Origin of the sequence: Prosthecobacter gellanilyticus, from assembly GCF_007992435.1 — a bacterium.
Classification (GTDB): domain Bacteria; phylum Verrucomicrobiota; class Verrucomicrobiia; order Verrucomicrobiales; family Verrucomicrobiaceae; genus Prosthecobacter; species Prosthecobacter gellanilyticus.
Genome location: NZ_BKAG01000018.1, coordinates 78,267 through 102,926, shown reverse-complemented (window position 1 = coordinate 102,926; position 24,660 = coordinate 78,267). Strand labels below are relative to the sequence as shown.

At 61.0% G+C, this 24,660-nt stretch carries 24 protein-coding genes; 16 read left to right on the top strand and 8 right to left on the bottom strand.

Annotated features, from left to right (window positions below):
* Window positions 1-71: 71 nt before the first annotated feature.
* The 8 genes from BGE01nite_RS13990 to BGE01nite_RS13955 all read left to right on the top strand — a co-directional run bounded on the left by BGE01nite_RS13990 (window position 72) and on the right by BGE01nite_RS13955 (window position 8,874).
* The gene (locus BGE01nite_RS13990) at window positions 72-1,517 is read left to right on the top strand and encodes a hypothetical protein (RefSeq protein WP_146851097.1); all 1,446 of its coding nucleotides are present in this window, start codon (window positions 72-74) and stop codon (window positions 1,515-1,517) included.
* A gap of 29 nt (window positions 1,518-1,546) precedes the next feature.
* Complete coding sequence (locus tag BGE01nite_RS13985) at window positions 1,547-2,659, top strand: glycosyltransferase family 4 protein (protein ID WP_146851096.1); 1,113 nt, start codon at window positions 1,547-1,549, stop codon at window positions 2,657-2,659.
* Between the two features lie 5 nt (window positions 2,660-2,664).
* Complete coding sequence (gene asnB / locus BGE01nite_RS13980; protein WP_146851095.1) at window positions 2,665-4,446, top strand: asparagine synthase (glutamine-hydrolyzing); 1,782 nt, start codon at window positions 2,665-2,667, stop codon at window positions 4,444-4,446.
* Complete coding sequence (locus BGE01nite_RS13975; RefSeq protein ID WP_146851094.1) at window positions 4,443-5,630, top strand: glycosyltransferase; 1,188 nt, start codon at window positions 4,443-4,445, stop codon at window positions 5,628-5,630. Before asnB ends, BGE01nite_RS13975 begins: the two co-directional genes overlap by 4 nt.
* A complete protein-coding gene (locus BGE01nite_RS13970) occupies window positions 5,627-6,259 on the top strand; it encodes a class I SAM-dependent methyltransferase (protein ID WP_146851093.1) in 633 nt (210 codons plus the stop codon). Before BGE01nite_RS13975 ends, BGE01nite_RS13970 begins: the two co-directional genes overlap by 4 nt.
* Window positions 6,256-7,020, top strand: coding sequence for a glycosyltransferase family 2 protein (locus tag BGE01nite_RS13965; protein ID WP_146851092.1), 765 nt, complete (start codon window positions 6,256-6,258; stop codon window positions 7,018-7,020). Before BGE01nite_RS13970 ends, BGE01nite_RS13965 begins: the two co-directional genes overlap by 4 nt.
* Window positions 7,013-7,783 (top strand): glycosyltransferase, encoded by a 771-nt coding sequence (locus tag BGE01nite_RS13960; RefSeq protein WP_146851091.1) that lies wholly within the window; start codon window positions 7,013-7,015, stop codon window positions 7,781-7,783. The genes BGE01nite_RS13965 and BGE01nite_RS13960 overlap by 8 nt, the downstream gene beginning before the upstream one ends.
* A 101-nt stretch (window positions 7,784-7,884) precedes the next feature.
* Window positions 7,885-8,874: an NAD-dependent epimerase/dehydratase family protein gene (locus tag BGE01nite_RS13955; RefSeq protein ID WP_146851090.1), complete on the top strand. Its 990-nt coding sequence runs from the start codon at window positions 7,885-7,887 to the stop codon at window positions 8,872-8,874.
* Between the two features lie 201 nt (window positions 8,875-9,075).
* Here the strand turns inward: BGE01nite_RS13955 and BGE01nite_RS13950 are convergent, their stop codons facing one another.
* The 3 genes from BGE01nite_RS13950 to BGE01nite_RS13940 form a co-directional block, all read right to left on the bottom strand.
* A complete protein-coding gene (locus BGE01nite_RS13950) occupies window positions 9,076-9,675 on the bottom strand; it encodes a class I SAM-dependent methyltransferase (RefSeq protein ID WP_146851089.1) in 600 nt (199 codons plus the stop codon).
* 33 nt (window positions 9,676-9,708) lie between these two features.
* The gene (locus BGE01nite_RS13945) at window positions 9,709-10,071 is read right to left on the bottom strand and encodes a hypothetical protein (RefSeq protein WP_146851088.1); all 363 of its coding nucleotides are present in this window, start codon (window positions 10,069-10,071) and stop codon (window positions 9,709-9,711) included.
* Between the two features lie 83 nt (window positions 10,072-10,154).
* A complete protein-coding gene (locus BGE01nite_RS13940) occupies window positions 10,155-10,649 on the bottom strand; it encodes a GNAT family N-acetyltransferase (RefSeq protein WP_146851087.1) in 495 nt (164 codons plus the stop codon).
* 697 nt (window positions 10,650-11,346) lie between these two features.
* On the opposite strand from BGE01nite_RS13940, the gene BGE01nite_RS13935 reads away from it, so the two are divergent.
* The 3 genes from BGE01nite_RS13935 to BGE01nite_RS13925 are packed head-to-tail and all read left to right on the top strand — an operon-like array spanning window position 11,347 to window position 16,800.
* Complete coding sequence (locus tag BGE01nite_RS13935) at window positions 11,347-12,630, top strand: glycosyltransferase family 4 protein (RefSeq protein ID WP_146851086.1); 1,284 nt, start codon at window positions 11,347-11,349, stop codon at window positions 12,628-12,630.
* Window positions 12,631-12,661: 31 nt separating this feature from the next.
* Complete coding sequence (locus BGE01nite_RS13930) at window positions 12,662-14,158, top strand: MraY family glycosyltransferase (RefSeq protein WP_146851085.1); 1,497 nt, start codon at window positions 12,662-12,664, stop codon at window positions 14,156-14,158.
* Window positions 14,155-16,800 carry an O-antigen ligase family protein gene (locus BGE01nite_RS13925; RefSeq protein WP_146851084.1) on the top strand — a complete coding sequence of 882 codons (2,646 nt, stop codon included), beginning with the start codon at window positions 14,155-14,157 and terminating at the stop codon, window positions 16,798-16,800. Before BGE01nite_RS13930 ends, BGE01nite_RS13925 begins: the two co-directional genes overlap by 4 nt.
* A gap of 31 nt (window positions 16,801-16,831) precedes the next feature.
* On the opposite strand, the gene BGE01nite_RS13920 is transcribed toward BGE01nite_RS13925, so the two are convergent.
* Complete coding sequence (locus BGE01nite_RS13920) at window positions 16,832-17,182, bottom strand: VOC family protein (protein ID WP_146851083.1); 351 nt, start codon at window positions 17,180-17,182, stop codon at window positions 16,832-16,834.
* 7 nt (window positions 17,183-17,189) lie between these two features.
* Complete coding sequence (locus BGE01nite_RS13915; protein ID WP_146851082.1) at window positions 17,190-17,711, bottom strand: hypothetical protein; 522 nt, start codon at window positions 17,709-17,711, stop codon at window positions 17,190-17,192.
* 96 nt (window positions 17,712-17,807) lie between these two features.
* Here BGE01nite_RS13915 and BGE01nite_RS13910 point away from each other — a divergent pair, with 96 nt between their 5' ends.
* On the top strand, window positions 17,808-18,617 hold the full coding sequence (locus BGE01nite_RS13910; protein WP_146851081.1) for an MBL fold metallo-hydrolase: 810 nt from the start codon (window positions 17,808-17,810) through the stop codon (window positions 18,615-18,617).
* Window positions 18,618-18,629: 12 nt separating this feature from the next.
* Here BGE01nite_RS13910 and BGE01nite_RS13905 read toward each other — a convergent pair whose 3' ends face one another.
* Together BGE01nite_RS13905 and BGE01nite_RS13900 are read right to left on the bottom strand one after the other, a co-directional pair.
* Window positions 18,630-19,628, bottom strand: coding sequence for an SAM-dependent methyltransferase (locus tag BGE01nite_RS13905; RefSeq protein WP_146851080.1), 999 nt, complete (start codon window positions 19,626-19,628; stop codon window positions 18,630-18,632).
* Between the two features lie 103 nt (window positions 19,629-19,731).
* Window positions 19,732-20,058, bottom strand: coding sequence for a glycine zipper domain-containing protein (locus tag BGE01nite_RS13900; RefSeq protein WP_146851079.1), 327 nt, complete (start codon window positions 20,056-20,058; stop codon window positions 19,732-19,734).
* Window positions 20,059-20,162: 104 nt separating this feature from the next.
* Here BGE01nite_RS13900 and BGE01nite_RS13895 point away from each other — a divergent pair, with 104 nt between their 5' ends.
* A complete protein-coding gene (locus BGE01nite_RS13895) occupies window positions 20,163-20,906 on the top strand; it encodes a 3-keto-alpha-glucoside-1,2-lyase-like domain-containing protein (protein ID WP_170266783.1) in 744 nt (247 codons plus the stop codon).
* A gap of 87 nt (window positions 20,907-20,993) precedes the next feature.
* Here BGE01nite_RS13895 and BGE01nite_RS13890 read toward each other — a convergent pair whose 3' ends face one another.
* Window positions 20,994-22,169 (bottom strand): SGNH/GDSL hydrolase family protein, encoded by a 1,176-nt coding sequence (locus BGE01nite_RS13890; protein WP_146851077.1) that lies wholly within the window; start codon window positions 22,167-22,169, stop codon window positions 20,994-20,996.
* 141 nt (window positions 22,170-22,310) lie between these two features.
* Between BGE01nite_RS13890 and BGE01nite_RS13885 the strand changes: the two genes are divergently transcribed.
* The 3 genes from BGE01nite_RS13885 to BGE01nite_RS13875 all read left to right on the top strand — a co-directional run bounded on the left by BGE01nite_RS13885 (window position 22,311) and on the right by BGE01nite_RS13875 (window position 24,521).
* Window positions 22,311-22,790, top strand: a complete 480-nt coding sequence (locus tag BGE01nite_RS13885; RefSeq protein ID WP_146851076.1) for an Lrp/AsnC family transcriptional regulator — start codon at window positions 22,311-22,313, stop codon at window positions 22,788-22,790.
* Window positions 22,791-22,826: 36 nt separating this feature from the next.
* The gene (locus tag BGE01nite_RS13880; protein ID WP_146851139.1) at window positions 22,827-24,005 is read left to right on the top strand and encodes an aminotransferase class I/II-fold pyridoxal phosphate-dependent enzyme; all 1,179 of its coding nucleotides are present in this window, start codon (window positions 22,827-22,829) and stop codon (window positions 24,003-24,005) included.
* 162 nt (window positions 24,006-24,167) lie between these two features.
* Window positions 24,168-24,521 carry a cupin domain-containing protein gene (locus BGE01nite_RS13875; RefSeq protein WP_146851075.1) on the top strand — a complete coding sequence of 118 codons (354 nt, stop codon included), beginning with the start codon at window positions 24,168-24,170 and terminating at the stop codon, window positions 24,519-24,521.
* Window positions 24,522-24,660: the final 139 nt, after the last annotated feature.

Genomic DNA, 24,660 nt, shown 5'->3' with positions numbered 1-24,660 from the left:
CTGGATTCTGAGCCGCCTGCGCGTATGTCCCGCTCGTCCCCACCCCCCAATGCTCCACCGAATGTCCTCTGATGTTTGAAGACCTGCTAGCCGAACCCACCAAGGCCAACCTGAACACCCTGCTGGTGATCTATCTGGCCGCCGTCTCGGTGCTGCTGGTGCAGCAGTGGAACTCCAGGCGTGCGATCGGCCTGCCGACCGCCTACACTTTTTCCTTCACGTTCATTTACGCTGTGGGGGCCTTTGTACATGGACTTCCGGGTTACACTCCAAGGTCGGAGATTCTGATCCAGGATGGGGTGACGCTACAAAACACTTTCCTGGGCTTTCGCGCGGCCTGTTTTGGGTTCTGCTTTTTTGTGGTGGGGCTTCTGGCTGCGACGTTGTGGATGCGTACGGATCCCAAACCGAAAGCTTTCCATGCGGACCGGCGCATCACCTCACAGCTTCCTGGAACGCTGCTGGTGATCTCGTTGCTGTGCTTCTTCGGCGCCCCGATCCTGAAGCGGATTCCCAGTTTGGGCAGTATGGCGACAGCGGGTGCCTATGTCTCTGTGATGGCGGTTTTCATTTACTGCTCGAGAGCTTTCTATCTGAAGGACGGGAAAAGACTGGCGCTGGGATTGCTGGCGACGGCCGTGTTCCCGTTCATCACGATTGTCTTTCTAGGCTTCGCCAGTTATGGGGCGACTGCGGCGTCGATGGTGTGGATGTTTGTGCTGCGCTTTTACCGGCCCCGCTGGCTTTCGCTCGCCGTTGTGACGCTGGTGGTGTACGGAGGCCTGACGTTTTATGTGAACTGGATGCGTGAACGTGCGCAGATCCGGCAGTCCGTTTGGGGCGAGCAAACTTTGGAGGACCGTGTCGACCGCTTCTATGGCCTCATCGAAAACTTCGAGCTGCTCAACGTCAACACGCAGTATCACCTGGAGTCGATCGACTTGCGGTTGAATCAGAACAACCTTGTGGGCAAAGCGATCCGGCAACTGGCGCAGGGAAAGGTGGACTATGCCCACGGTTACACCCTGTGGGTGGCCGCGATTGCGTGGGTGCCGCGCATCATCTGGCCCAACAAGCCTGCAACAGGGGGGAGCGGCACGGTGGTGAGTCACTTCACGGGGCAAAAATTCGCGGAAGGGACGAGCGTGGGTGCCGGAAACGTGCTGGAGTTGTATGTGAACTTCGGCTGGTATGGAGTCTGCATCGGCTTCCTGGTGATTGGTTTTATCACGGGTATGTTTGACCGCAGGGCGGGGTTTTACTACCACCAGGGTGACTACTGGAGCATGACGCGCTGGGCCCTGCCTGGACTGGGCCTCCTCCAGCCGGGCGGACTTGTGGCGGAAGCCACGGGATCGTGCGCGGCCTTCGCGGTGTTCGTCTGGATCGTACACACGGCCTTCTTCAAAAGGTATTATGATGTGGCTGGTCAGCTCCAGGCGGCGCGGGCTGCCTACGCGGCGCCCCCTGTCAACAGGCCTGTGAAGCCTTTGCGGCATCCGCGCTATCCGGAGTAACTGGCCGGACTGCCGCAATATTTGTTAGTATGAAGCGCATCCACCTTTGGGTCAGCGGCATTGAGGAGACTGGAGGCATCCAGCACTACTCAGACTGCTGTGTCCGGGCTTTAAGGGAGCTTTATCCGCAGGCGGAGCTGCGCGTGTTCAGCAAGAACGACATGCGTGATGATCCGGCGGGAGGTTTTCATGCTTTCGGCAGTAGAAGCGGGATGGCGCGCACGCTGGCGTTTGCGGCGAGTGGTGTGATGTGGGCGCTGAAGGAGAAGCCGGATTTTGTGCTCAGCACGCATCCGCATTTTGCCAAGGCGATGTCTCCGCTGAGATGGGCTGGCATTTCGTGTCTGACGGCGGCGCATGGCATCGAGGTATGGGGGCAGCTCGGCGGAAGCTTTGGCAGCGCTCTGCGCTCTATGACCGGGATCCTGCCGGTCAGTGCTTTCACGCGAGATGTGATCCAGCGTGAAGGGCAGGTGCCGCTGAGCCGGATGCCAGTGGTGCCGAACACGTTCAGAGAAGCAAACTTTTCTCCAGGCCCCAAGGCCGCTTATCTGCTGGAACGTCATGGACTGAAGGCGGCCCAGCCGGTGCTATTCACGGTCGGCAGGCTCTCTGCCACAGAACGCTACAAAGGGCAGGACCAGGTGCTGCAGGCACTACCCAAGCTGGTGCAGACGCTGCCAACACTGCGCTACGTCATCGGTGGGCGCGGTGATGATGAAGCGCGACTGCGCCAGATGGTGGCGGAGCTTGGTTTGGAGCAGCATGTGATCTTCACGGGCTTCATTCCCGAGGCTGAGCTGGCGGACTACTATCGGCTGGCTGACCTCTATGTGATGCCGAGCACGGGGGAAGGGTTTGGGATTGTGTATCTGGAGTCTCTGGCCTGCGGTCGCCCTTGCCTGGTGGGGAGTGAGGATGCCTCGCCGGAGGCTGTGGATCACGGCCGCCTGGGCTTCGTGGTGCCGCCACGGGATCCGGAGAAGATTGCAGCGGCCATCCTGAAGTTTTTCCGCCGTGAGCATGAGCAGCCGTGGCTGCATGAGCCGGAGACTCTGCACCGGGAGGTGGTGAAGCTTTATGGTCACGAAGCCTTCAAGATGTATCTGCAACGAGCGCTGAACGAGCTGCTGCCTAACTAACGATCATGTGCGGTATTGCCGGCATTCTTTCCAGCCCTGCGGGTCTCACTGACCTGGAGGCGAATCTTGTGAGGATGCAATCCGCGCTGCTGCATCGCGGGCCGGATGATGGTGGAGTGTGGATGGATGGCATCCGCAGTGTGGGACTGGCGCACCGGAGGCTCTCGATCCTGGATCTCTCATCGGCGGGGCATCAGCCCATGATCTCGGCTGATGGACGGCGGGTGATCTGCTTCAATGGGGAGATCTACAATTTCCGCGAGTTGCGTGCTGATCTGGAAAGCCGTGGTGTGGTCTTTGCCACGCAGTCTGACACCGAGGTCCTGCTGCAGCTTTATGCACGTCATGGTGAAAACATGGTTAGGCAGTTGCGCGGCATGTTTGCCTTCTGTCTTTGGGATGAGGACAAACAAGAAGCGTTGCTGGCCCGTGACCCGCTGGGCATCAAGCCGCTGTATGTTCATGAAGCCAACGGAACACTGGCCTTTGCCTCCGAGCTACGCGCGCTCTGCGGCAGCGGGATCTTCAAGCCCGCGCTGGATGCAGAGGCGGTGTGCCGTTACTTTGAGACAGGCACGGTTCCCGAGCCGCTGACGCTGGCGAAGGAGGTTCGCATGCTCGAGGCTGGTCACACGCTGGTGTGGAAAGCTGGGAAGACTCAGCGTCAGCGATATTGGAACCTGAGCTTCGGCTCTGATTTCAGCGGTGATGACATCCGGCATGCACGTGAGGCGCTGATTGACAGTGTGAGGCATCATTTTGTCAGTGATGTGCCGGTGGGTGTGTTTTTGAGCGGTGGCATCGACTCCACGGCCATCCTGGCGCTGGCGAATGAGGCGGGACACCGAGGCATCAGCAGCTTTTCCATCACGGTGGATGATGAGGTGGCGGATGAGGGGCCGATCGCGCGGCGCACGGCGGCGCACTTTGGATCGAATCATCATGAGATGAGGCTGGATGCGGAAGTGGCGCGCGGCCTTTTTGGCGAGTTCCTGAAGCATCTGGATCAACCGAGCATCGACGGGCTGAACACTTTCACGGTGTCGTCGCTGGCGCGTCAGCATGGGATGAAGGTGGTGCTCAGCGGGCTGGGAGGTGACGAGCTTTTCGGAGGTTACTCAAGCTTCTCCAAGATCCCGAAGATGCTGCGCCTGCATCCCGTGCTCAGCCGCGTGCCAGGGCTGCCGATGCTGTTGCAAAGAGGCAAGCCGCAGCACCGAAGGCTGGCGGACTTTCTGCGAAGCCCGGGCACGGTGGCGGATGCGTTTGGGGCGCTGCGCGGGATTTTCTCCAAAGGGGAGGCTGCGGCGCTGACAAGGTGGATCACGGGGGAAGGTTCGCAGTTCGCAGTTCCCGGTTCACGGTTGGAGAGCGGGAAGAATGATGGCGCCGCCCAGGATCAGATTTCCGAGCTCGAGCTCACCCGCTACATGCGCAACCAATTATTACGTGACAGTGATGTGATGAGCATGGCGCGTGGCCTGGAACTGCGCGTGCCGTTTGTGGACCGGGTGCTGGCGGAGAGGATCACAGAGATCCCCGCGCCGCAGCGTCTGCGCCCTAACAAGGCCCTGCTCACGGAGGCGGTGCCGGAGGTGCCGGAATGGGTGGTGAACCAGAAGAAGCGCGGGTTTCTCTTCCCGTATCAAAAATGGCTGGGCAGCGAATGGGGAGATGAGTTTGCCAGGGCAGGCGCCGGAGCACCCGTGCCGATGCCGAACTGGTATCAGGTATGGAGCGTGTTTGTGCTGAAGCACTGCATTGAGAGCCTGGGAATGAAACCATGAAGGTGCTGCATGTCATTCCCTCACTCTCGGTCAAGCATGGCGGACCGAGCAAGGTGCTGCCGGTGATGGCGGCGGGCCTTGTGGCCGAAGGCGTGCAGGTGGACGTGGTGACCACGGATGATGATGGTCCAGGCTGCCGGCTGGACGACGTGTGTGCGCAAGGCTGGATCATCCAGGATGGCTGGCGGTTGCGCTACTTCCCCAAGCAGACGGAGTTCTACAAGGTATCGCTGCCGCTGCTGAGGTGGTTGATGCGCGAGGCCGGGAACTACGATGTGGTGCATGTGCATGCGGTGTTTTCCTTTGCCACGCTGGCCGCAGGCTGGGCATCGATGCTACGCCACGTGCCTTTCGTGGTGCGCCCGCTCGGCACGCTGAGTGCCTGGGGCATGGAGAATCGGCGCCGCTGGTTGAAGTGGGCTTCGTTCCGGCTGCTGGACCGGCCGGTGCTGAATGCGGCAGCGGCCATCCACTGTACCAGTGTGCAGGAGGCCGGGGAGGTGAAGGCTCTGAGGCTGCGCAGTCCTGTGGAAATGCTGCCGCTGGGCTTTGATCTGAGCGGTCTCGACACGCTGCCTGCCAGGTCCGCCATGGAGGCGGAGTGGCCGGTGACCTCTGGCAAGCAAGTGCTGCTGTTTCTCTCGCGCCTGGATGAGAAGAAGGGTGTGGAGTGTTTGATCGATGCCTTTGCGAAGATCCGGCAGACCAGGCCTGATGTCGTGCTCGTGCTGGCAGGAAGCGGAGCGCCTGACTATGTGAAGGCGCAGAAGGAGCGCGCTGCTTCGTTAGGCGATGCTGTCCTCTGGACGGGACATGTGGAGGGTGAGAGCAAACGTGCGCTTCTAGGCGGTGCTGATGTGTTTGTCCTGCCCTCACGATCCGAGAATTTTGGGATCGCGCTGCTTGAGGCGATGGCTGCCGGTCTGGCTTGTGTCACGACGCCGGGAGTGGCCCTGGTGCATGAGGAAGACTGCCGTGATGCCGTGGTGATCTCACCAGTCGATGATGCGAACGCGCTGACCGGTCACTGCCTCTCTCTTTTGAGCGATGCGACGGCACGCGCCGCACTGGCAGGTCGTGCACGAGTGGCCGCGCGCGCGTTTTCCAGCGAATTGATGGCATCCCGGCTGAAAGAACTGTATCGCCGTCTGGTGTCTTTCCCTGACCCTGCAACCGACCCATGAGCGCCCCTGTTTCAGACTATCGTTTTTTCAATGACGGAGCTTCCCACATGCACCGTCATTTCATGCCGCGAGTGTTTGAGCTGGCCGGGGATCTGAAGCCTGGAACGCGGGTGCTGGATGTCGGCTGCGGGAATGGATACACCTGCGGCATGTTCCTGGAAAAGGGCTGCGAAGTGACAGGCATCGATCTGAGTCAGAGCGGCATCGAGATCGCGCGGAAGTCACACCCGGGAGCCCGCTTTGAGGTGCTGGGAGCGGATGATGATGTCTTGAAAAATCTGGGGGTGGAGCCCTTTGACATCGTGGTCAGCACGGAAGTCATCGAGCATCTCTATGATCCGCGTGCGTATGTGCGGGGTGTGTTCAAGGCGCTGAAGCCTGGAGGCCGGTTCATCTGCACGACTCCCTATCATGGGTATTGGAAGAACCTGCTGATCTCACTGACCAATGGCTGGGACAAGCACTGGACGCCTTTGTGGGACGGGGGGCACATCAAGCTCTGGAGTCCGAAGACTCTGAGCTTTGTGCTGGAGGAGGCCGGTTTTGCGAACTTCGAGTTTCGCGGAGCTGGTAGGCTGCCTCTGCTGTGGATGACCATGGTGGTGAGTGTCGACAAACCTGTGACATGAACCTTGCTGACATCACCCCGCTGGTCCTGACGTGGAACGAGGCACCGAACCTCGAGCGCACGCTGGCGCGGCTGGCCTGGGCGCGTGAGGTGGTGGTGCTAGACAGTGGCAGCACGGATACCACGCGTGAGATCGCGGCGCGGTTTCCGAATGTGCGCTTTGAGGTGCGGGCTTTCGATGACCACACCAAGCAGTGGAATCACGGTGTGGATGCCACGAGCACTGCATGGGTGCTGGCACTGGATGCTGACTATGTGCTGGGGGAAGGTTTCGAGAAGGAGCTCGCGGCGCTGGATGGTGCTGTAGATGCGTATGATGCGGGATTTCGTTACCTCATTTTTGGTCAGGCCTTGCGTGGGTCGCTGTATCCGCCGCGTGCGGTGTTGTTTCAGAAAAGCCGCTGCCGCTATGTGCAGGACGGGCACACGCAGTTGTTGCATGTGCCGGGAGTGCTGGGGCATCTGACGAGCAAGATCGATCATGATGACCGCAAGCCGCTGACGAGGTGGCTTTCTTCTCAAGACAAGTATGCGCTGCTGGAGGCGGAGAAGCTCCGTGCCGCTGATCGCAGCAAGCTGCGGATGCAGGACAAGCTGCGGCTCACATGCTGGGCGGCGGTGCCTGCGTCCCTGATCTACACACTGCTGGTGAAAGGCACGATCTGGGATGGCTGGCGCGGCTGGTATTATGCGCTGCAACGTGTGATCGCCGAGATGCTGCTGGCGCTGAGGCTCATCGAGAGGAAGCTGAACCATGATTGAAGTGCCGCGCATTCATCTGGTGGTTCCGTGTCATACGGAAAGCGGGCGCATCATCAGCTTCCTGCCAGACCTGTGCCGTGAGGTGACGGCGCTTGGGAATGTGTATGTGATGGTGGTGGAGGATGGCTCTGGACCTGAGGAAGCGGCGAAGATGCAGGCTCTGATCCAGCGGCTGCGGCCGCAGTTTCCCTGCCTGCTGCCGCTGAAAGTGCTGCCGCAGAATGTGGGCAAGGGCGGTGCGGTGTATGCGGGCTGGGAGGATCACCAGGGAGCGGAGTGGCTGGGCTTTGTGGATGCGGATGGCTCCTGCTCACCTGCCGAGGTGGGGAGGCTGATCACCCTGGCGCAGCAGCAGAATTTTAAGCACCCCAGCGAGCTGACGGCGATCTTTGCCTCGCGGATCAAGATGCTGGGGCGGAAGGTGGAACGGCTGCTGAAGCGGCACCTGCTGGGCCGTGTGTATGCCACGCTGGTGTCCGAGATGCTGAGGATCCCGGTGTATGACTCGCAGTGCGGGCTGAAGCTGGTGCCGAGGGTGGCTTATGAGAAGATCGCGGATCGCCTGACGATCATGCGTTTTGCCTTTGACGTGGAGCTGATGGTGGCGCTGCTGGATTCCGGATGCGGCATCCGGGAGGTGCCGATCGACTGGCATGAGACCCCTGGCGGGAAGGTGCACCTTGTGCGGGATTCCTGGCGCATGGCCCGGGATGTGGCGCATATCCGGGCCCGGAGGGCGGTCTGGCGGCAGGGAAAGGGGTGAATCACCCCATATTCGCAGCTTGCTTTCGGAGGCGGGATTTCAATAATCCCGCCTCTTTTGTTTTCCGGAGCCTCGGCTCCCCATCCAAGTCCCTCATTTCCATGGCAAACGACCAACTCATCAGTGTCTGCGGAGCAGGCGGTTTCATCGGCGGCGCGCTGGTGGCAAATCTGCGTTCGGAAGGCTACACCCGCATCCGTGCCGTGGACCAGAAGCCGCTGGACCAGTGGTATCAGCGTTTTGATGATGTGGAGAACCTGGTGCTGGACCTGCAGGGCAAGGAAGCCTGCGAGAAGGCGGTGAAGGATGCGCACACGGTTTACAATCTGGCGGCGGACATGGGCGGCATGGGCTTCATCGAGAACAACAAGGCGCTGTGCATGCTCAGCGTGCTGATCAACACGCATCTCTGCATGGCCGCGAAGGATGCGGGTGTGGAGCGTTTCTTCTATGCCTCCAGCGCCTGTGTGTACAATGGCGACAAGCAGAAGGAGTTTCAGGTGCCCGCGCTGAAGGAAGAGGATGCCTATCCAGCTTTGCCGGAAGATGGTTATGGCTGGGAGAAGCTTTTCTCCGAGCGCATGTGCCGTCACTTCCGCGAGGACTTCGGCCTGAAGACACGTGTGGCGCGCTATCACAATGTGTACGGACCTTACGGCACGTGGGATGGTGGTCGTGAGAAGGCACCTGCGGCGGTGTGCCGCAAGGTGGCGCTGGCCAAGATCAACAACCGCCCGGAGATCGACATCTGGGGCACGGGCGAGCAGACACGCAGCTTCATGTACATCACGGATTGTGTGTATGGCACGCAGATGCTGACGAACAGCGACTACGTGGAGCCGATCAACATCGGCAGTGCGGAGATGGTGAGCATCAACCAGCTGGTGGACATCGTGGAGGAGATCGCCGGCGTGAAGCTGCACCGCACGTATCAACTGGACGCGCCGAAGGGTGTGGCCGGCCGCAGCAGTGACAACACGCTCATTCAGCAGGTCTTCAATTGGGAGCCGAGCACGCGCCTGCGTGATGGCATGGAGATGACCTATGCGTGGATCTATGACGAGATCGTGAAGGGGAACAAGTCGTTGTGAGGTGACATGGCTGTGGGTGCATTCGTGGTTAGGCGTGCATGAGGCGCGCTTTCAGCGCTTGGCGCAGTGTGCGCATGAGGTCCTAGGGCTTGCGCCCTAGGCTGGTATGGCCCGCGCCGTTGGCGCTCAAGAGGGAGCGATGGAGTGAAGTGCCTCGCTCGTTTGATGGACGGGCAAGCAAGCTGGAAGCTTGCACCACTTTCATGAGGGCTTTTGGGCGATGATGAAGAGGTGTTTTTCGGGGAGCTGATCGTATTCGAGGTGGCGGCAGATGCAGCCGGCTTCGGTGATGACTTGCAGTGTTCTCGGGATGCCGAGGGCGCTGTAGTGGACGGGCGGGCCCATGGAGGAGTCTTGTTTTTCTTCGGGGGCATCAAGGCCGCCGGTGGTCCAGATGAAGAGGCCGCTGGGTGCGAGAGCAGCGCAGAGTTTTTTCAGGACGTCTTCGTGATGCGCCAGCGGCACATGCCAGATGCTGTCCCAGGCGGTGATGAAGTCATACTTCTGGTTCGGCTGCCAGGTGCAGATGTCGGCGTGATGGAAGGCGGTGTCTGGATGTCGTGTCCGTGCCAGGGCGATCATCTGGGCGGAGACATCAAGGCCTTCGACTTGGTAACCATGGTTGGTAAGCAGGTCGATGAAGCGGCCGCTGCAACCGCAGCCGACATCCAGGGCCAGACCGCCACCTTCGCGGAATTTCAGCGCGTGCTCATGCTGGCGGATGCCATTCCTGGCGAGGTGCGGCTCCAGCCATTGATGGGCGATGGTGTCGTAGCTGGTGGCGAGATCGGAGGGGTGCATGGGGTTCGTTCAGCGGCCATTGCAACTATTGCGTTACCGCCGGTTCAGCCATTCCTGGTACTCCTTCCAGTCTTCTTGCATCGCTCTCTCTTCAGCGTGCTTGTCAGGATTTGAGGCAGACCATCCGATCTCGGCATAGCGCCGGTATTCCGCAGGGCTGATGACGTCCCGGAAATCCGAGCACGCGATCTTGGTTTCATGGCGGAGTTTCTCGAGATCACCGCTGGCAAGCTTGAGAATGGCAAGATAGACGCGTGGAGTCTCCTGCTGCCAATCCTCCCTGCCATAGGCAGACAGGATCTTCGTCACTTCATCGCTGCGATCGGGGCCGAAGTCCCGGATGATGATGCGTGTGACGTCGGCCGTGGTGACTTTGGGTGTTTGCTGGCCGGTCATGTCAGCAGATTGAGCAGATGGTGTCGATGATCGCTCATGCACAAGATAAAGATGAGCGTGAAAGGGTGGTTCTGAAAGATGATTCAAAGGTGCTTGGTCAAATAGAGCGAGCCTCCAGCTTCCTGGACGTAGATGGCCTGGGCGAAACCGGCGGCGGTGTAGATGGCGCGGGCGCGATGGTTGTTTTCCTGGACTTCGAGGGTGAGGCGGCAGCAGCCGAGCGAGCGTGCGGATTGTTCGATGGCTTGCAGAAGCTGGCGGCCGATGCCAGTGCCGCGGAGTTGAGGAAGGACGTAGTAGTCGGAGATGTTGAGGAGAGGTCGAGCTGCGAAGGTGGAGAAGCCGCGGAAGCAGGTGGCGATGCCGACGGGTTCGGAGTCGCGAAAGGCGCGGAAGACAAGGGTGGTAGGATGCTCGCGGAGGCCGGAGATGAGATGCTCTCTGGCCCAAGCTGAGAGAGGTCTGCCATCGCCCATGGGATCGTTCGCATAGGCATCCATCATCTGGAGCGTGGCCTGCTGGTGATCTGGGCGCGCGAGGTCTGCCTGGGTGATGTGAAAGTTGTCGGGAGAGTTCATGGGCAGGGCCAAAAGGAGGGGGGATTCGCGGTGTCCAAAGGGTCCGCTTGGGTCACTTGGGTGGAGTGAGTTTGGGGCTATGAGTGGAGGATGAATGCACTTTTTTCTTCGACGGATTTGGGAGGGCGGCGTTTACGGCTCGCTCTTCGCAGAATGCTTCGGAGAATGGATTGTTCACGGTGGTTTGCAGTTGTTTACGGTGGTTTGGGAAGAGGAGAGCTGATTCAAGGAGATCCGAGTGGATCCGACCTGATCGCGGTAGGGGTGGGGAGGAGAGTTTGCGGGGTCTTGGGCTCATCACTCGGAGTGCGATGGCTACTTTGCTGAAGCGCTTCGCTTGGGGGGCTGTCGGCGAATCCAGGCTGATCCAGGTGGATCCAGGCTGTTTTTCGAAGCTGAGGGGTGGTTCGAGAGTCCTCGGCTCACCTTTCGGAGAAAGCTGGCCACATTGGGGCCGATCCGAGTCAATCCGACCGGATCCGACCTGCTCGGGGCGGATGGAGCGGAAGGCGGTTTGCGGGTTCAAAGAACGGCAGGCTGACGCCAGCCGCTACAGGGGGCGATCCAGGTGAATCCAGGCTGATCCAGGTTGTTTTTTGGCGGCGGGGGGTGGGGCTGGGGCACTCGCACCTTGCGCTGGGGGGTGGGTTTGGGGTATCACGGGACCTCACTCCAACTTTGTCCGACTCTCTTTTACATGTCTTCAGACCTGCCGGTATCGCATCTTGATCGTGAAAGGAAGGGGCAGGGGAGGAGGCTGCGGATACTGCTGCTGAACCAGTGCTTTTATCCGGATCATGTGTCGTCGGCGCAGCATCTGACGGATCTGGCGGAGGGGCTGGCTGAGGCCGGGCATGAGGTGGTGGCGGTGGCTTCCAGCCGTGGGTATGACAATCCGGAGAAGCGATTTCCGGTACGCGAAACCTGGAAGGGCGTGGAGATCCGCCGCATCTGGACTCCAGGCCTGGGGAAGAAGGCAAGGTGGCGGCGGTTGGTGGATTTTGCGACCTTCTGGATCAATGCGACGCTGATCCTGCTGAGGCTGCGGCGCTTTGATGTGACGGTGTGCCTGACGTCACCGCCGCTGATTTCATCGCTGGGGCAGGTGATGGCCTCACTCAAAGGTGGGGCAGTGGTGCCGTGGGTGATGGACCTGAATCCGGATGAGGCTGTGGCCGCTGGCTGGCTGAAGCAGGGCGGTCTGGCTGAACAGGTGATGAGCACGCTGCAGAAGTGGAGTTTTGGCCGGGCGGCGCGCATTGTGGCGCTGGACCGGTTCATGGCGGAACGGCTGCGGGCGAAGTCGGTGAGGGCGGATGCGATCCATGTGGATGCGCCGTGGTCTCACGATGATGCGGTGCGCTGGGATGTGGCGGGGAGGGAGGCTTTCCGTGCTGAACACGGTCTTACCGGGAAGTTTGTGGTGATGTATTCGGGGAATCACAGTCCCTGCCATCCGCTGGACACGGTGCTGGAGGCGGCGAAGGAACTGGCCGGTCATGCGACGCTGCACTTCCTCTTCGTCGGCGGGGGCAGCGAGCATGGGAAGGTGAGGGCTTTTGCGGAGAACCAGGGACTGAAGAACATCACCTGCCTGCCGTATCAGCCGAAGGAGAGGCTTTCGTCATCACTCTCCTCTGCGGACCTGCACCTGGTGGTGATGGGGACGCCGTTTGTGGGGATGGTGCATCCCTGCAAGGTGTACAACATTCTGGCGCTGGGGCTGCCGTTCCTGGGAATAGGCCCGGAGGAGTGTCATCTGACAGATCTGGCGGCACGTTTGCCTGACCGCAGGTATGCGCGGATAGGCCGGCATGGGGATGTGAAGGGGCTGGTGGAGGTGCTGCGCGAGGCGGCTGCCACGGGGCCTCTGCCACCCTCTGAGGAGAGCCGGGCGCTTGCCGCGGAGTTCTCACAGAGCCGCTTGCGTCCGCGATTGATTGACGTGATTGCTGCCGCAGGGCAGGGACACGCTGCCTGAAAACCGACCTGCCACCCTTTTTCCTTTCTGCATGATCGCCGCCGCCAGCGCTGAAGCATTCATCGGGCCTCCTGCGCCCCAGATGCCGCTCTGGCCGGAACTGACGGTCTACTATGTCCTGGCGCTGATCGTGGCCTTGGTGGGCACCCTCTACATCGTCGGCAGAAAAGGAACGATCGGCCTGGATGCTCCGGACGGACGGCGCAAGCACCATGAGAAGCCTATCTCGCGCCTGGGTGGCGCGCCCATCTTTGCTGCGCTGGTGATCGGATCTGTGGTGATGCTGGGGCTGGACCGCGTGCGCTGGGGTGAATATGGAGCGCTGATGCTGTGCAACCTGCTGATCTTCAGCGTGGGCTTCTTCGATGACCTGAAGGCGCTGGGCGCACGGGTGAAACTGGTGGGGCAGATCGGGGTGGCATTGATTCTTTATTCGTTAGGCATCTCCATCGACATGCTGAGCAATCCTTTTGGCGAGGGGGCGCTGCATCTGGGCTGGTGGAGCCTGCCGATCACGCTCTTCTGGCTGGTGGCGATCCCGAACATCATCAATCTGATCGATGGCATGGATGGTCTGGCGGGGGGCTTCGGGCTGTTCCTATCCCTGACACTGGCCTTTGTGGGTTATGTGGGCGGTCACGCGGAGGTGATGCTGCTCTCGGTGCTGATGGCGGGAGCCCTCACGGGATTTCTTTTCTTCAATTTCCCGCCGGCGCGCATCTTCCTTGGCGATGGCGGTGCTTATCTGATTGGTTTCTTTGTGGCGTCGGTGTCCTTGAAGAGCTCGCAAAAGGGCTCCGTGATCGCGGCGCTGCTGGTGATCGTGATCGCCCTGGGCGTGCCGATTTTGGACACGTTCTTTGCCATCCTGCGGCGCAGCATCCGCGGGGTGCCGATCTTCAGCGCGGACGCGGAGCACATTCATCACCGGCTTATTTTGTTAGGCTACAGCAAGGGGCGGGCGCTGGTGGCCATGTACTGCGTCTGCCTGGTGCTGAGTCTTGTGGGCATCAGCATCCTGCTGACGAAGGGGGTGGCCCTGCCGGTGGCGGGAGCGGTGTTCTTCCTGCTGGCGATCGGCGCGGCACGCTACCTGGGCTATGTGAAGAGCTGGAGCAAACTGCGTGGCCAGGTGGCGGAGGCGCTGGACCGGAGGAAGCGGCTGGAGCACATCCGTGTGCATGCCCGGGTGCTGGAGTTCGACATCGAGAAATGCGTTTCGTTAGAGGAGTTTAGCGATCTGCTGGGGCATCGCTTTCGCTGGATCGGGTTCAAGACCGCGCCCTCAGATCTGACGCATCCGGTGCTGCTGCCCATGAAGGGCGGGACGAAGGTGGTGCTGCATTGCCCGGTGAACGATGGTCTGGAGACTGACTGGTTCAACCGCGCGGATGCCTTTTCCGGCCTCTTTGAGCGCTGCCTGGAGCGCTGGGGGACGCTGCCGTCTTTTGTGATTCCAGGTCCTGAGATCGAGGAGGGGCGCCCGACTTCCTCCTTCACCAAGCTTTCCCCAACCGCCGCTTCATGAGTGCCCCCCTCTCATCACCGGAGCCGGCCGATGCCGACAACCGATCTGAACCTGTGGAGGCTGACGAGCTGCCTGACAGCGAGGACACTGACTCCGCCACGGAGGCGCTGGATGCCGAGGACGTGGCCGCCGGGCGGAGACCGTACTGGCGTGCGTGGGTGTATGGCATCGTGGTGATGGTAGTCCTTTTCTGCGGGGCAGCGCGCGAGCCCTGGGCCCGCGGACTGGCGCTGCTGCTGATGGGCGGAGCGATGGTGATGGCCCCGCCGCGCATGAAGCTGCGGCCGCTGCCCTCCATGATCCTGGTGATCCTGGCCCTGGTGCCGGGAGCGGGGCTTTTGCCATCTAGTTGGTTCGGCGGTATGGAGCCGTGGCGGCAGACGCTGGGGCAGGAGTGGGGCATTGACATGCCTTCGACGCTCTCACCTGAATGGAAGCTGACACTGGAGGCATGGCTGGTGACGGTGGTGGGCGTGGCCTGGTTCTGGTGCTGCCTGGCGCAGAATTTCAGTGATGGCGGACGCCGCCTGCTGCTGCGTCTTCTCTGTCTCGGCGTGCTGCCACTGGCGGTCCTCTCCCTGCTGGACAAGGCGGGCTGGGTGGATGCCTTCTGGTGGCCGCGGGGCCATGCGGACGCGACGACCCAAGACGCCACGGGCTTCGGTCCTTTTGCGAACCAGAACCACAGCTCCAGTTTGTTTGCGTGGATGAGTGTGCTGTGTGCCGCGGCGATGGTGGATGCCTTCAAGCAGAAGTCACGTTCATGGATGATCTTCGGCGCTGGAGTGCTCCTGCTGCTGGGCTGCATTCTGGTGAACACCTCGCGCGCCGGTTTGCTGCTCTTCTTCACCGGCATGACACTCTGGCTGGCGACGACGGCGATGAGACGCGGGGTGATGCGCAAGCTGGTGGTGACGATGGCCATCATCGCGGCGGTGGTATCCATCGCGGTCGCCTCGGGCGGGCGCCTGGGCGAACGACTGACTGACAAGTCAATCAGCACGTCCTTGAGCTCTGATCTGCGTTTGTGGCTGGCGGGGCATGTGCTGCGGGCCACGGCGGACGCGCCGTGGTCAGGGCGCGGGCTGGGTGTCTTTGATCATGTGTTTCCGCAGGTCTGTGATGGCTTCTATCCCGATGCGCGCACGATGCATCCGGAGAGTGATCTTCTGTGGGCCTTGTTTGAGGGCGGCCTGATGCTCGTGCTGCCGTGCTTGATCCTGGTGGGCTGGTTGTTTCAGACCTCAGGACCGTGGATGTCTTCCCGGAGAAGGAAGCGCAGCCAGGACAGCCGTGCGGGCAGACGTGTGCGGCGCGCCTTCGGCATCGCCGCAGGGCTGGCGCTGATGCATGGCATCTTCGATGTGCCTTTGCACAATTTTGGTTATTTCATGGTGTTTGCCCTGGTCACTGCGCAGGCAGTGCGTGGCCGCTACCTGACCGCGCGCATCCAGCCGGCGCTGAGCCTGGCCTTCCGTGGCGCGGGTGTGGCTGTGGCTGCGTGGGGAGCTTTGTGGATGGCTTTTGCCTTTGGCCAGACGGAGGTCAGCACCGCCTCCGGGGCCACGCTTTTGCATGACCGGGCCGTGGCGCAGGCAGCCCAGGGGCAGCGTGCGGAAGCGATGCGGCTGATCAACCGTGCCATCGAGCTGACGCCTCTGCAGTACCGCTGGTACTTCCTGCGCGCGCAGCTGCATCTAGTGATGCGCCATGGCAGTGCCGTGGCGCTGGAGGACTTCGGCCGTGTGCGTGCGCTGGAGCCGCGCTATGGTCCGGTATGCTTTGAGGAAGGCCGCTACTGGTTGTTCTTTGATCCACCGATGGCGCTGATCCCCTGGAAGGAGGGCATGCGCCGATACCCGCGGGAGTTTAGCAATGCGATGCCGAGGTTTCAGGAGATCGTGCTGGAGGCGAAGGCCTTTCCGGAGATCAGCCAGCAGCTCTGGAGGGTGGCGGATCGTCCTTCGCTGCAACTGGTGTTTCTTGCTCATGTGAACGAGCCGAGAGATTTCTGGCTGAAGTGCCAGCGGGAGTTCCTGGCCCAGCATCCGGCGCTCGTGGGACTGAATGAGCCGCAGAAGCGCTTCTTTTTCCGACGCTGGCAGCAGACGGGAGATCTGAAGGAGATGGTGGCTTATCTTCAGGACCATCCAACACTGCAACCCTACGGCTGGCAGGCTCTGGCAAAGGATCTGGCCGCCTCCGGCAAGTTTGAGGAGGCCTTCAAGCTGGCAGCACGCTACCTGCCGGCTCCGGCACGGTCCGCCACGCTGACCTCAGCGGACATCCCGCGTCTGGAACGTGCGCATGTGCTGAACCCCATCGACCCGCTGCCCGGGGTGGAGCTCTACTATGCGCAGCGCTCCGCCGGTGATCTGAAATCTGCGCGCAAGACGCTGGAGCGGGTGATGGGCCTGCCTGGGAGCCCGGTCTTCCTCCCTCGGGAGATGGCCTCCGTGCTGGCTGAGTCTGGTGACATGCGAGGCGCGTGGGAACTGATGCAGGGACTCTTTGACAACGAGACGGTGGAGGTGGGTGTGCTGGATGATGCCCCGCCGGATGCGATGTCCACGGAGGGGTTCGCACCTCCCACGGCCCCGCCGGCACGTGATGCGGACTCAGCGATGAGGGACGCCTACTGAGGCGCGGTGCGGTGATCGTCTCCCGCCGGCCTCAGCCAGCATACTGGGTGATGAAGCCCTCATTACCCTCAGGATCACGATAGCGGCCGAGCAGGATGGGTTCGCCATCCCTTTGGTTAGGCACTTCCAGCACGGTGCCACCGGCTTTCTCGATCCGTTCAGCGGCATCAAAGACATCCTCAAACTGGAAGCTGAGCCCGGTGGAATTTGGCGAGCCATCGTGACCGCCGTGAAAGGCGATGACGGCGGTGCCGTGCGCGAGCTCGCTCCAGAAATCGCTGACAAAGATCTCATCCAGCCCGAAGACGGATTTGTAAAATCTGACCGCGCGCTTCATGTCAGCGGCGAGGATCATGAACTTGACCTTCTCGGGCCGGATCATGGCAGGATCAGGCGGCAGCTGTGCTGGTGGAGGAGGACTTGCCCGAGCTCACCGAAGCCTCAGGCAGGGAGGTCGGCCCAGTGCCATTACTACCGCTGCCACTGCCGATCAGCTTGCGGAAGATCTTCTGGGGGAAGGAGGAGCCTTTTTCCTCAGACTCGAGCTGGGACATGGCGGAGGCTTTGGCCAGCTCCCAGGCGGGGGCGAAGCCGGGGGCATTGATCATCATGTGCTTCTCGGCGCGGGCCAGGATCTCCAGTTCGCGGGAGAGCTTGTTGTCCGGGCGCTCATTCAGGCGGGCGATTTGGACGCGGAGGCTCTCGTTCTCACCCGAGAGGCGGGTTTTCTCCTTGTTGGTCTCCTGCATCTGGCGGGCTTCCAGCTCCAGCTTGTCACTGAGGTGGGTTTTGTAACGGCGGAACTCACCCTTGGTCTTCCAGTGGTTGATGACGGCCATGACCAGGAACACAGCACCGAGGCCGAGGCCCATGCAGAAGGTGTAGAAGGGGTTGGAGAAGATTTCGAGCATACGGGGAATTTACGGCTGAAATCTGCAAGCCGAAACTGAATTTGCAATACTCCAAATTGGGGTTGCCGCCCCGGGCGGGTTGACTTTGGATGGGGCATGAGCATTCCCCTCGAAGACCTTTTTAATGACGTCGTGAGCAAAGCGCAGCGGGGGCTCGGCCTCTCGCTGGCGGCGCTTTCTGAGAAATCCCATGTCTCGGAGGCCGAGATCGAGGCCGCCCGTGCCGGTGACAATGACGCCACTGTACTGCTGAAGCTGGCCCCCGTGCTGGGCCTGCATGGCCAGGCCCTGGTGGCCATGGCGGAGGGCAAGTGGTATCCCAAACCGGTGTCGCTGGCCGGTCTGGCGCAGTTTAACACGACCTACCATGACATGACGGTGAACTCCTACCTCGTGTGGGATGAGCAGACCCTGGAGGCGGCCGCCTTTGACACCGGGGCCACGGCAGCCCCCATGCTGGAGAAGATCAATGAACTGGGCCTGACGCTGAAATACCTCTTCCTGACCCATACGCATCCCGACCACGTGGCAGATATCGCCGCGCTGAATGCGCCCGAGGTGTATGTGGGCAAGAACGAGCCGCATGACGGGGCAGAGACCTTCGCGCCAGGAGCCTCCTGGGAACTGGGCGGGCTGACGATCGAGTCACGCTCCACCTGGGGACACTCCAAGGGCGGCATCACCTACGTCGTGAGTGGTTTGGCCCAGCCTGTGGCGGTGGTGGGAGATGCGCTTTTTGCCAGTTCCATGGGCGGCGGCATGGTCTCCTATGCCGATGCTCTGGTGACGAACCGCCGGGAGATCTTTTCCCTGCCGTGTGAAACCGTCGTCGCGCCTGGTCATGGCCCGCTCACCACGGTGGGTGAGGAGAAGGCGCACAATCCCTTCTACCCAGAGTTTAAGTAAGGTCGCCCGGCCTCAATGGCTGATGACCGTGATCTCCCGGCGGTTCGCCGGGAGCTGGCGGGCATAGACCTCGCCGGGGGTAAAACGGCGGAGTTGCTGAAGCAGACTTGGGATCTGGGATTCCACCTGGCCGTCATTCATCTTCAGCGTCAGCGCCAGCCAGCGCGGATTCAGCTCACGAGTGAAGCGCTCCATGTACTTCACCACGAGGCCTGGGTGCAGGTTCATGTCGGAGGCGAGGAGATCGACCTCGCGTGGAAGCTCCCGCAAGGAGACATCGCCAGCAGGAATGGAGAGGTGATGGTAGTTCGGATGACGAAGCACGCGCTCATCCATGCTGCCAGTGTCCAGGCCAATGACCCTCATGCCACGCTGCAAAAGTGCCCACGAAGCGCCACCCGGTGCGCTACCGAGCTCGAGCGCCGTCTTGCCCTTCAAGGCGTCCGGCGCATCCAGGCCTAACCAAGAAAGCGCCTGCTCCATCTTCAGCCAGGCACGTGAGGGGGCCTCGGGTGGAAGCTGAACCCGTGGCAGTGCTCCGGGGCTGGGATGCGCTGCAGGCGTGCGACGATGAATGCCGAGGAACCAAGGCTCGCCCTCTTCGCCGATAATGACGTCCAGGATCAGCTGGCTCGTCTTCGTCAGACTAACCAAAGGCGTGATTTGCCCATGGATGGCATCCACACGCTGCCAGACTTCATCCGCCACGCCATCCTCACCGATCACCCGCGGATAGACATGGACCTGTGAGACCTCGAGACCTTGCTCCTGCACCTTTGCAGCCACCTCTTCCGGTGTTTTGGCCATGCCTGCGGAGAAGCCGCTCACGGAGGAAAAGGCCGCATCCAGCTCAAAGTCCGGCCGCATCTCCGTCTTGGCCTTGAAGGTGATCAGCTGCGGCCGCATGAAGGCCGGCGTCAGCCAGCCGCCATGACGTGCAGCCACCTCGCGTTTCAGCGAGGGTTCAGATCCAGCGCGGCAGGTGGCAAAGACGAATTCCGGTTTCTTCATGATGAGCAGTCATGCACCCATTGGCATGGATCAGCGCACAAAAAAGCGCGACCTGCATCCAGGTCGCGCTTCGTGAAGGATTTCCGGAGACCGGAAATGATGATTAACGCCAGTAAGGCTGGCCGTTCGGATAGTAGCCGTCTGGCTGGCGCTGGTAACCCTGATTGCCGTAGCCCTGGTTATAGCGCTGCTGGTTGTAATACTGCTGGTTGCGCTGGTCCTGGGCATTGCCGATGGCGTTGCCGCCGAGGGCGCCGAGGCCGGCACCGATGGCTGCGCCTTCAAGGCCGCGACCGCTCTGGTGACCGATGATGCCACCTGCCGCAGCACCGCCAAGGGCACCCACAACAGTGCCCGTCTGGGCATTCGGGCCGGTGGCGCAGGAGGAGATGGAAACGATGGCGAGAAGGGAGAGTACGATGTTCTTCATAGTGTCGAGGAGACGGGGGTTAGTCGGGATTACGGCACATTTGTTCACTGAGAACCAGCTTTTTTGGGGCAATAATGCCAAAGAGTTATCGTTTCCGGGCACCCATGAAACCCTCTAACCTCCTTTTTTCTCTCCTTTTAGCCAGCCCTGGAGCCTTCGCTGCGGATGCCCAGCCGCTCCTCGCCGTCCCCGGCAAGGTCATCTATGAAAGCAAGCTCGACACCGCCCCGGGCGCTCCCTGGAAGACGGCGAAAGGCAAATGGGAGCTAGTGGAGGGCGTGCTGCGCGGTTCTGAACTCGCGGAAGACAAGCACGGTGCTGTGACCCGTCTGCCAAACCAACTGCAAGACTTCGTGGTCGAGTATGAGTTCAAGTTTGAAGGCGGCAAGAGCACCAGCCTCTCCATCAATGCGGTCAAAGACCACATGGCGCGCATCTCCATCACGCCAAAATCCATCGCCATCCAGCGTGATGACAACGACCACGAAGGTCCGGACAAGGCGGTCGTATTCGCTCGCTTCCCCGCTGAGCTTGTCCCGGGCACCTGGCACAAGGTGCGGCTCGAGATGGTGGGAGATACCCTGGTCGGTCAGGTGGATGACCTCATTGCCTGGGGCAGCGATCCGCTCTTCAAGACCACCAAGGCCGCTCCTGGTTTCACCGTCGCTGGACAGTCGGTCGACTTCCGTAATCTCACCATCCGCGAGGCCACGCTGAATCCCGGCTGGGAAACCGCGAAGGCTGCTCTGCCGAAACCCGGTGAGAAAGTGGCCCCAGCTCCTGCTGCCGCGAAAGGCAAAGGAAAGGGCAAAGGCAAAGCCACTGCCGCCAAGAAGAAGGCTGAATAAGCCTCTGCGATAGATCACAAAAAACTCCCCTCCCTAGAAAGCAGGGCAGGGGAGTTTTGTTTTAACCATACTTTTGGCTAGGCCAGATCACTTGCCCAGAGCCTTGCGCAGCACGGGTTCAAAGATCTCCGCCTGGCGCATGAAGCCCAGGTCGCTCGCGTGGGAGGCATCGGTGGCGCCTTCGGTGTCATCGCCATAGAGCACATCACCCGGGATGTAGTAGAGGTTCTTCACGCCTTCCTTCACCAGCGAGTCATAGGCAGCCTTCAGCGCGGCGTGATTGTCCGTGTGGAACTTGTATTTGGCTGGTGTGATCCAGTCATTCGTGAAACGACGGTCTTCGACGAGCACAATCGGTGTCTCAGGCTTCGCAGCACGCAGTTGTTTCACCAGCGGCACGCACTTCTCCGTGACCATCGCGGGCTGCATGTTAGGCAAGCAGTCGATGACATAACAAGCGGCATCCACCTGCACCAGATACTCACCCACGGCCTTGTCCATGCGGCCGTTGCCGGAGAAGCCCAGGTTCACCACAGGCATGTCTAGTTTACGGCCCAGGATGCCCGTGTGCACCATGCCCGGACGGCTGGCGCAGGCGCCGTGCGTGATGCTCGTTCCGTAGAAGACGACGGGCTTCTTGCGTGGCTCGAGACCCGTGAACTTGCGGCCCTTCTCCACACCGATCTTGAGGTATTCCACGCCATTGTAGAGCGGCAGGTAGGCCGCGTATTCGCGCTCGCCAGGGGCCAGGCCTTTGATGACCTCCACCTTGATCTCCTGCGTGGCGGGCTTGGTCACATAGACCCACTTCCACTTGCCATCTTTGTCGCGGGCATAGAGATCCACACCGCTGACGCCCGTGGCTGGCATGTGCGGCATGCCCAGCGTGGCCTTGGTCACCTTGTAATGCACATGGATGGCCTCGGAGTCCGTCTTGAAGCGCACCATCATGCCCGCGCTGTCGCGGCTGAGCTGCCATACGGTGGGAGTCACTTTGCCGTCGGCACTGGCAGGCAGACGGTCAAACCAGCTTTTGCGCTCCTGGTCGGGGAGGATGCGGCCCTCCACGCCCCACTGGGTCACATCATGCCACTCCACGTTCTCCGCAGCGGCTTTGTTCGCCCCCATGGCGGGGTCCAGCTTGGAGACATCAGAGCCTTCGGCGCCCTTGGCAGCCTCCGGTTTGGCCGGTGCTTTGGCAGTCTGGGCGGTGGCGATGCCCGCGAGGGCTAGCAGGAGGAGCGTGGTGCGTAGGCAATTCATGGTGGAAAAGAAGGTCAGACATCACGCTTCCGGCTCCGGCGGTATTGCACCCAAAGTTGGCTTTGCACGTCCGGAAGTGACCCGGGTGCAACAAGTGCGTGCGCAGTGGACGAACCGTGCTTAAATCCGCCCCCCATCCTTATGGACCCATTGATTCAACTCCTCGCCATCAACTCCAACCGCTCCGCCAAGGAGCTGTCTGGAATCCTCAGCCTCACGGAAGACGAAGTGCGCAGCCGCATCGCCGCCGCCGAGGCGGATGGCACGATCCTGGGTTACAATGCCGTGGTGGACCGTCAGAAAGCTGGCCATCGCGGCGTCACCGCGCTGGTCGAGGTGAAGATCACCCCTGAGCGTGAAGGTGGCTTCGACCGCCTGGCCCGCCGCATCGCCAAATTTGATCAGGTGCGTGAGTGCTTCCTCATGAGCGGTGGTTACGACCTCGCCATCATCGTCGAGGGCAAAGACCTCCTCGATGTGGCCAACTTCATCGCCGAGAAGCTCAGCACCATCGGTGGTGTGCTTTCCACGGCCACGCACTTCCAGCTTAAAGCCTACAAGCAGGCTGGTTTCCTGGCCAATGGTTCCGGCGACGAGGAACGTCTGCCGGTGAGCCCGTGATCTTGTCCCTGAGCCCCACTGTCTTTGCCCAACCTCATGGACTACGATAACAAACTTTGCACCCAGATCCGCGACCTTCCGCGCTCTGGCATTCGCGATTTCTTCGAGCTCGTCATTGGCCGCAGCGATGTCATTTCGCTCGGCGTTGGTGAACCCGACAAATCCACTCCCTGGCCCATCCGTGAAGCGGTGATCCGCTCCCTGGAAAAGGGTCAGACCAGCTACACTTCCAACCTCGGTCTTGAGCCGCTGCGCGTGCTCATCAGCGAGTACGTGCAGAAGCAGTTCCGCGTCACCTACGATCCGAAGACCGAGATCCTCGTCACCGTCGGTGTCAGCGAGGCGCTCGACATCGCCTTCCGTGCCGTGCTGAATCCGGGTGACGAGGTCATCTATCATGAGCCGTGCTACGTCAGCTACAGCCCCAGCATCAAGATGGCTTACGGCGTGCCCGTGGTGGTGAACACACGCGAGGAAAACAACTTCGCCCTCATGGCTGCGGACGTGGAAAAGGCCATCACGCCGAAGACCAAGATCATCGCGCTGAACTTCCCCACCAATCCGACCGGCGGCATCATGCCACCTGAGGAGCTGGAGAAGATCGCCGCCCTGGCCGTGAAGCATGATTTGTTCGTCTTCACCGACGAGATCTACAGCGAGCTGCTTTACGACAACCGCCAGCACAAGAGCATCGTCGAATATCCCGGCATGCGTGAGCGCACCGTGCTCCTGCACGGTTTCAGCAAGGCCTTTGCCATGACCGGCTGGCGCCTCGGCTATGCCTGTGCTCCTGCGCCCCTGCGTGAGGCCATGATGAAGGTGCATCAGTACTGCATGCTCTGCGCTCCCATCATGAGCCAGATCGCCGGTATCGAGGCTCTCAAGATGGGTGCCAGCGCCTATGAGGAAATGCGCCAGAGCTACGAGATGCGTCGCAACATCATCGTCAGCCGCCTGAACGGCATGGGCCTGCACTGCTTCAATCCCGGCGGAGCCTTCTACGTCTTCCCCGAGATCCGCAGCACCGGTCTCACCAGTAAGGAATTCGCCATCGGCCTGCTTGAGAAGAAGAGCGTCGCCGTTGTCCCTGGCAGTGCCTTCGGCGCGGCCGGTGAAGGCTTCGTCCGCTGCTGCTACGCCACCGCCCCCGACCTCATCGTCAAAGCCATGGACCTCATGGAAGAGTTCGTGAACGAGGTGCGCGCCGGAAAGTAGCCATCACACTCCATGTGATGAGCGAGCGACCTTGATCGCACAGTTAAACCCTTCTTCGCATAGGCCAGCCCTGTGCGCAGAAGGGTTCTCTGTTTCATGGAGCCGTACGCTTTTCCGGAAAATACATTCGCATCACCTTCCAAGGTGCCTACACCCTCCCCCATGACCCTGAACCAGCTTTCCGAGCAGCCGCCCTTCACCACCAAGGATGGCAGCACCATCCGCAGCATCCTGGACCGCACGAATGCCCCCGTGCAGAACCAGAGCCTCGCTGAAGCCACCGTCCCAATCGGCCGCCCCACCGAGCGCCACTACCACAAGCTGAGTGAGGAATTCTACTTCATCCTCGAAGGCCAGGGCACCATGGAGATCAACGGCGAAGAACGCCCCGTGACCGTTGGTGATGCCATCCTCATCCCTCCGGGTGCCTGGCACCAGATCACCGCCACCCAAACCCTCCGCTTCCTCTGCTGCTGCGCCCCGCCGTATTCGCACGAGGATACGTTCTTTGTTTAGCGAGAATCAAGCTGGGTAACATGGCTGCGGAGGTAGCCGAGTTCAGAACCCCCACTGCGTTATCCTCAATGGGTTAGTGATGGTTGGATCAGGCCTGCCGTGTCGATATCGAGTGAGCGGCATGAATGAGTGCCGCTCA

What these genes read in the sequence shown, in the direction of transcription:
- BGE01nite_RS13990 (WP_146851097.1), top strand. Translation starts at nt 72, where the DNA reads ATGTTTGAAGACCTGCTAGCCGAACCCACCAAGGCCAACCTGAACACC.
- BGE01nite_RS13985 (WP_146851096.1), top strand. Translation starts at nt 1,547, where the DNA reads ATGAAGCGCATCCACCTTTGGGTCAGCGGCATTGAGGAGACTGGAGGC.
- asnB (WP_146851095.1), top strand. Translation starts at nt 2,665, where the DNA reads ATGTGCGGTATTGCCGGCATTCTTTCCAGCCCTGCGGGTCTCACTGAC.
- BGE01nite_RS13975 (WP_146851094.1), top strand. Translation starts at nt 4,443, where the DNA reads ATGAAGGTGCTGCATGTCATTCCCTCACTCTCGGTCAAGCATGGCGGA.
- BGE01nite_RS13970 (WP_146851093.1), top strand. Translation starts at nt 5,627, where the DNA reads ATGAGCGCCCCTGTTTCAGACTATCGTTTTTTCAATGACGGAGCTTCC.
- BGE01nite_RS13965 (WP_146851092.1), top strand. Translation starts at nt 6,256, where the DNA reads ATGAACCTTGCTGACATCACCCCGCTGGTCCTGACGTGGAACGAGGCA.
- BGE01nite_RS13960 (WP_146851091.1), top strand. Translation starts at nt 7,013, where the DNA reads ATGATTGAAGTGCCGCGCATTCATCTGGTGGTTCCGTGTCATACGGAA.
- BGE01nite_RS13955 (WP_146851090.1), top strand. Translation starts at nt 7,885, where the DNA reads ATGGCAAACGACCAACTCATCAGTGTCTGCGGAGCAGGCGGTTTCATC.
- BGE01nite_RS13950 (WP_146851089.1), bottom strand. Translation starts at nt 9,675, where the DNA reads ATGCACCCCTCCGATCTCGCCACCAGCTACGACACCATCGCCCATCAA.
- BGE01nite_RS13945 (WP_146851088.1), bottom strand. Translation starts at nt 10,071, where the DNA reads ATGACCGGCCAGCAAACACCCAAAGTCACCACGGCCGACGTCACACGC.
- BGE01nite_RS13940 (WP_146851087.1), bottom strand. Translation starts at nt 10,649, where the DNA reads ATGAACTCTCCCGACAACTTTCACATCACCCAGGCAGACCTCGCGCGC.
- BGE01nite_RS13935 (WP_146851086.1), top strand. Translation starts at nt 11,347, where the DNA reads ATGTCTTCAGACCTGCCGGTATCGCATCTTGATCGTGAAAGGAAGGGG.
- BGE01nite_RS13930 (WP_146851085.1), top strand. Translation starts at nt 12,662, where the DNA reads ATGATCGCCGCCGCCAGCGCTGAAGCATTCATCGGGCCTCCTGCGCCC.
- BGE01nite_RS13925 (WP_146851084.1), top strand. Translation starts at nt 14,155, where the DNA reads ATGAGTGCCCCCCTCTCATCACCGGAGCCGGCCGATGCCGACAACCGA.
- BGE01nite_RS13920 (WP_146851083.1), bottom strand. Translation starts at nt 17,182, where the DNA reads ATGATCCGGCCCGAGAAGGTCAAGTTCATGATCCTCGCCGCTGACATG.
- BGE01nite_RS13915 (WP_146851082.1), bottom strand. Translation starts at nt 17,711, where the DNA reads ATGCTCGAAATCTTCTCCAACCCCTTCTACACCTTCTGCATGGGCCTC.
- BGE01nite_RS13910 (WP_146851081.1), top strand. Translation starts at nt 17,808, where the DNA reads ATGAGCATTCCCCTCGAAGACCTTTTTAATGACGTCGTGAGCAAAGCG.
- BGE01nite_RS13905 (WP_146851080.1), bottom strand. Translation starts at nt 19,628, where the DNA reads ATGAAGAAACCGGAATTCGTCTTTGCCACCTGCCGCGCTGGATCTGAA.
- BGE01nite_RS13900 (WP_146851079.1), bottom strand. Translation starts at nt 20,058, where the DNA reads ATGAAGAACATCGTACTCTCCCTTCTCGCCATCGTTTCCATCTCCTCC.
- BGE01nite_RS13895 (WP_170266783.1), top strand. Translation starts at nt 20,163, where the DNA reads ATGAAACCCTCTAACCTCCTTTTTTCTCTCCTTTTAGCCAGCCCTGGA.
- BGE01nite_RS13890 (WP_146851077.1), bottom strand. Translation starts at nt 22,169, where the DNA reads ATGAATTGCCTACGCACCACGCTCCTCCTGCTAGCCCTCGCGGGCATC.
- BGE01nite_RS13885 (WP_146851076.1), top strand. Translation starts at nt 22,311, where the DNA reads ATGGACCCATTGATTCAACTCCTCGCCATCAACTCCAACCGCTCCGCC.
- BGE01nite_RS13880 (WP_146851139.1), top strand. Translation starts at nt 22,827, where the DNA reads ATGGACTACGATAACAAACTTTGCACCCAGATCCGCGACCTTCCGCGC.
- BGE01nite_RS13875 (WP_146851075.1), top strand. Translation starts at nt 24,168, where the DNA reads ATGACCCTGAACCAGCTTTCCGAGCAGCCGCCCTTCACCACCAAGGAT.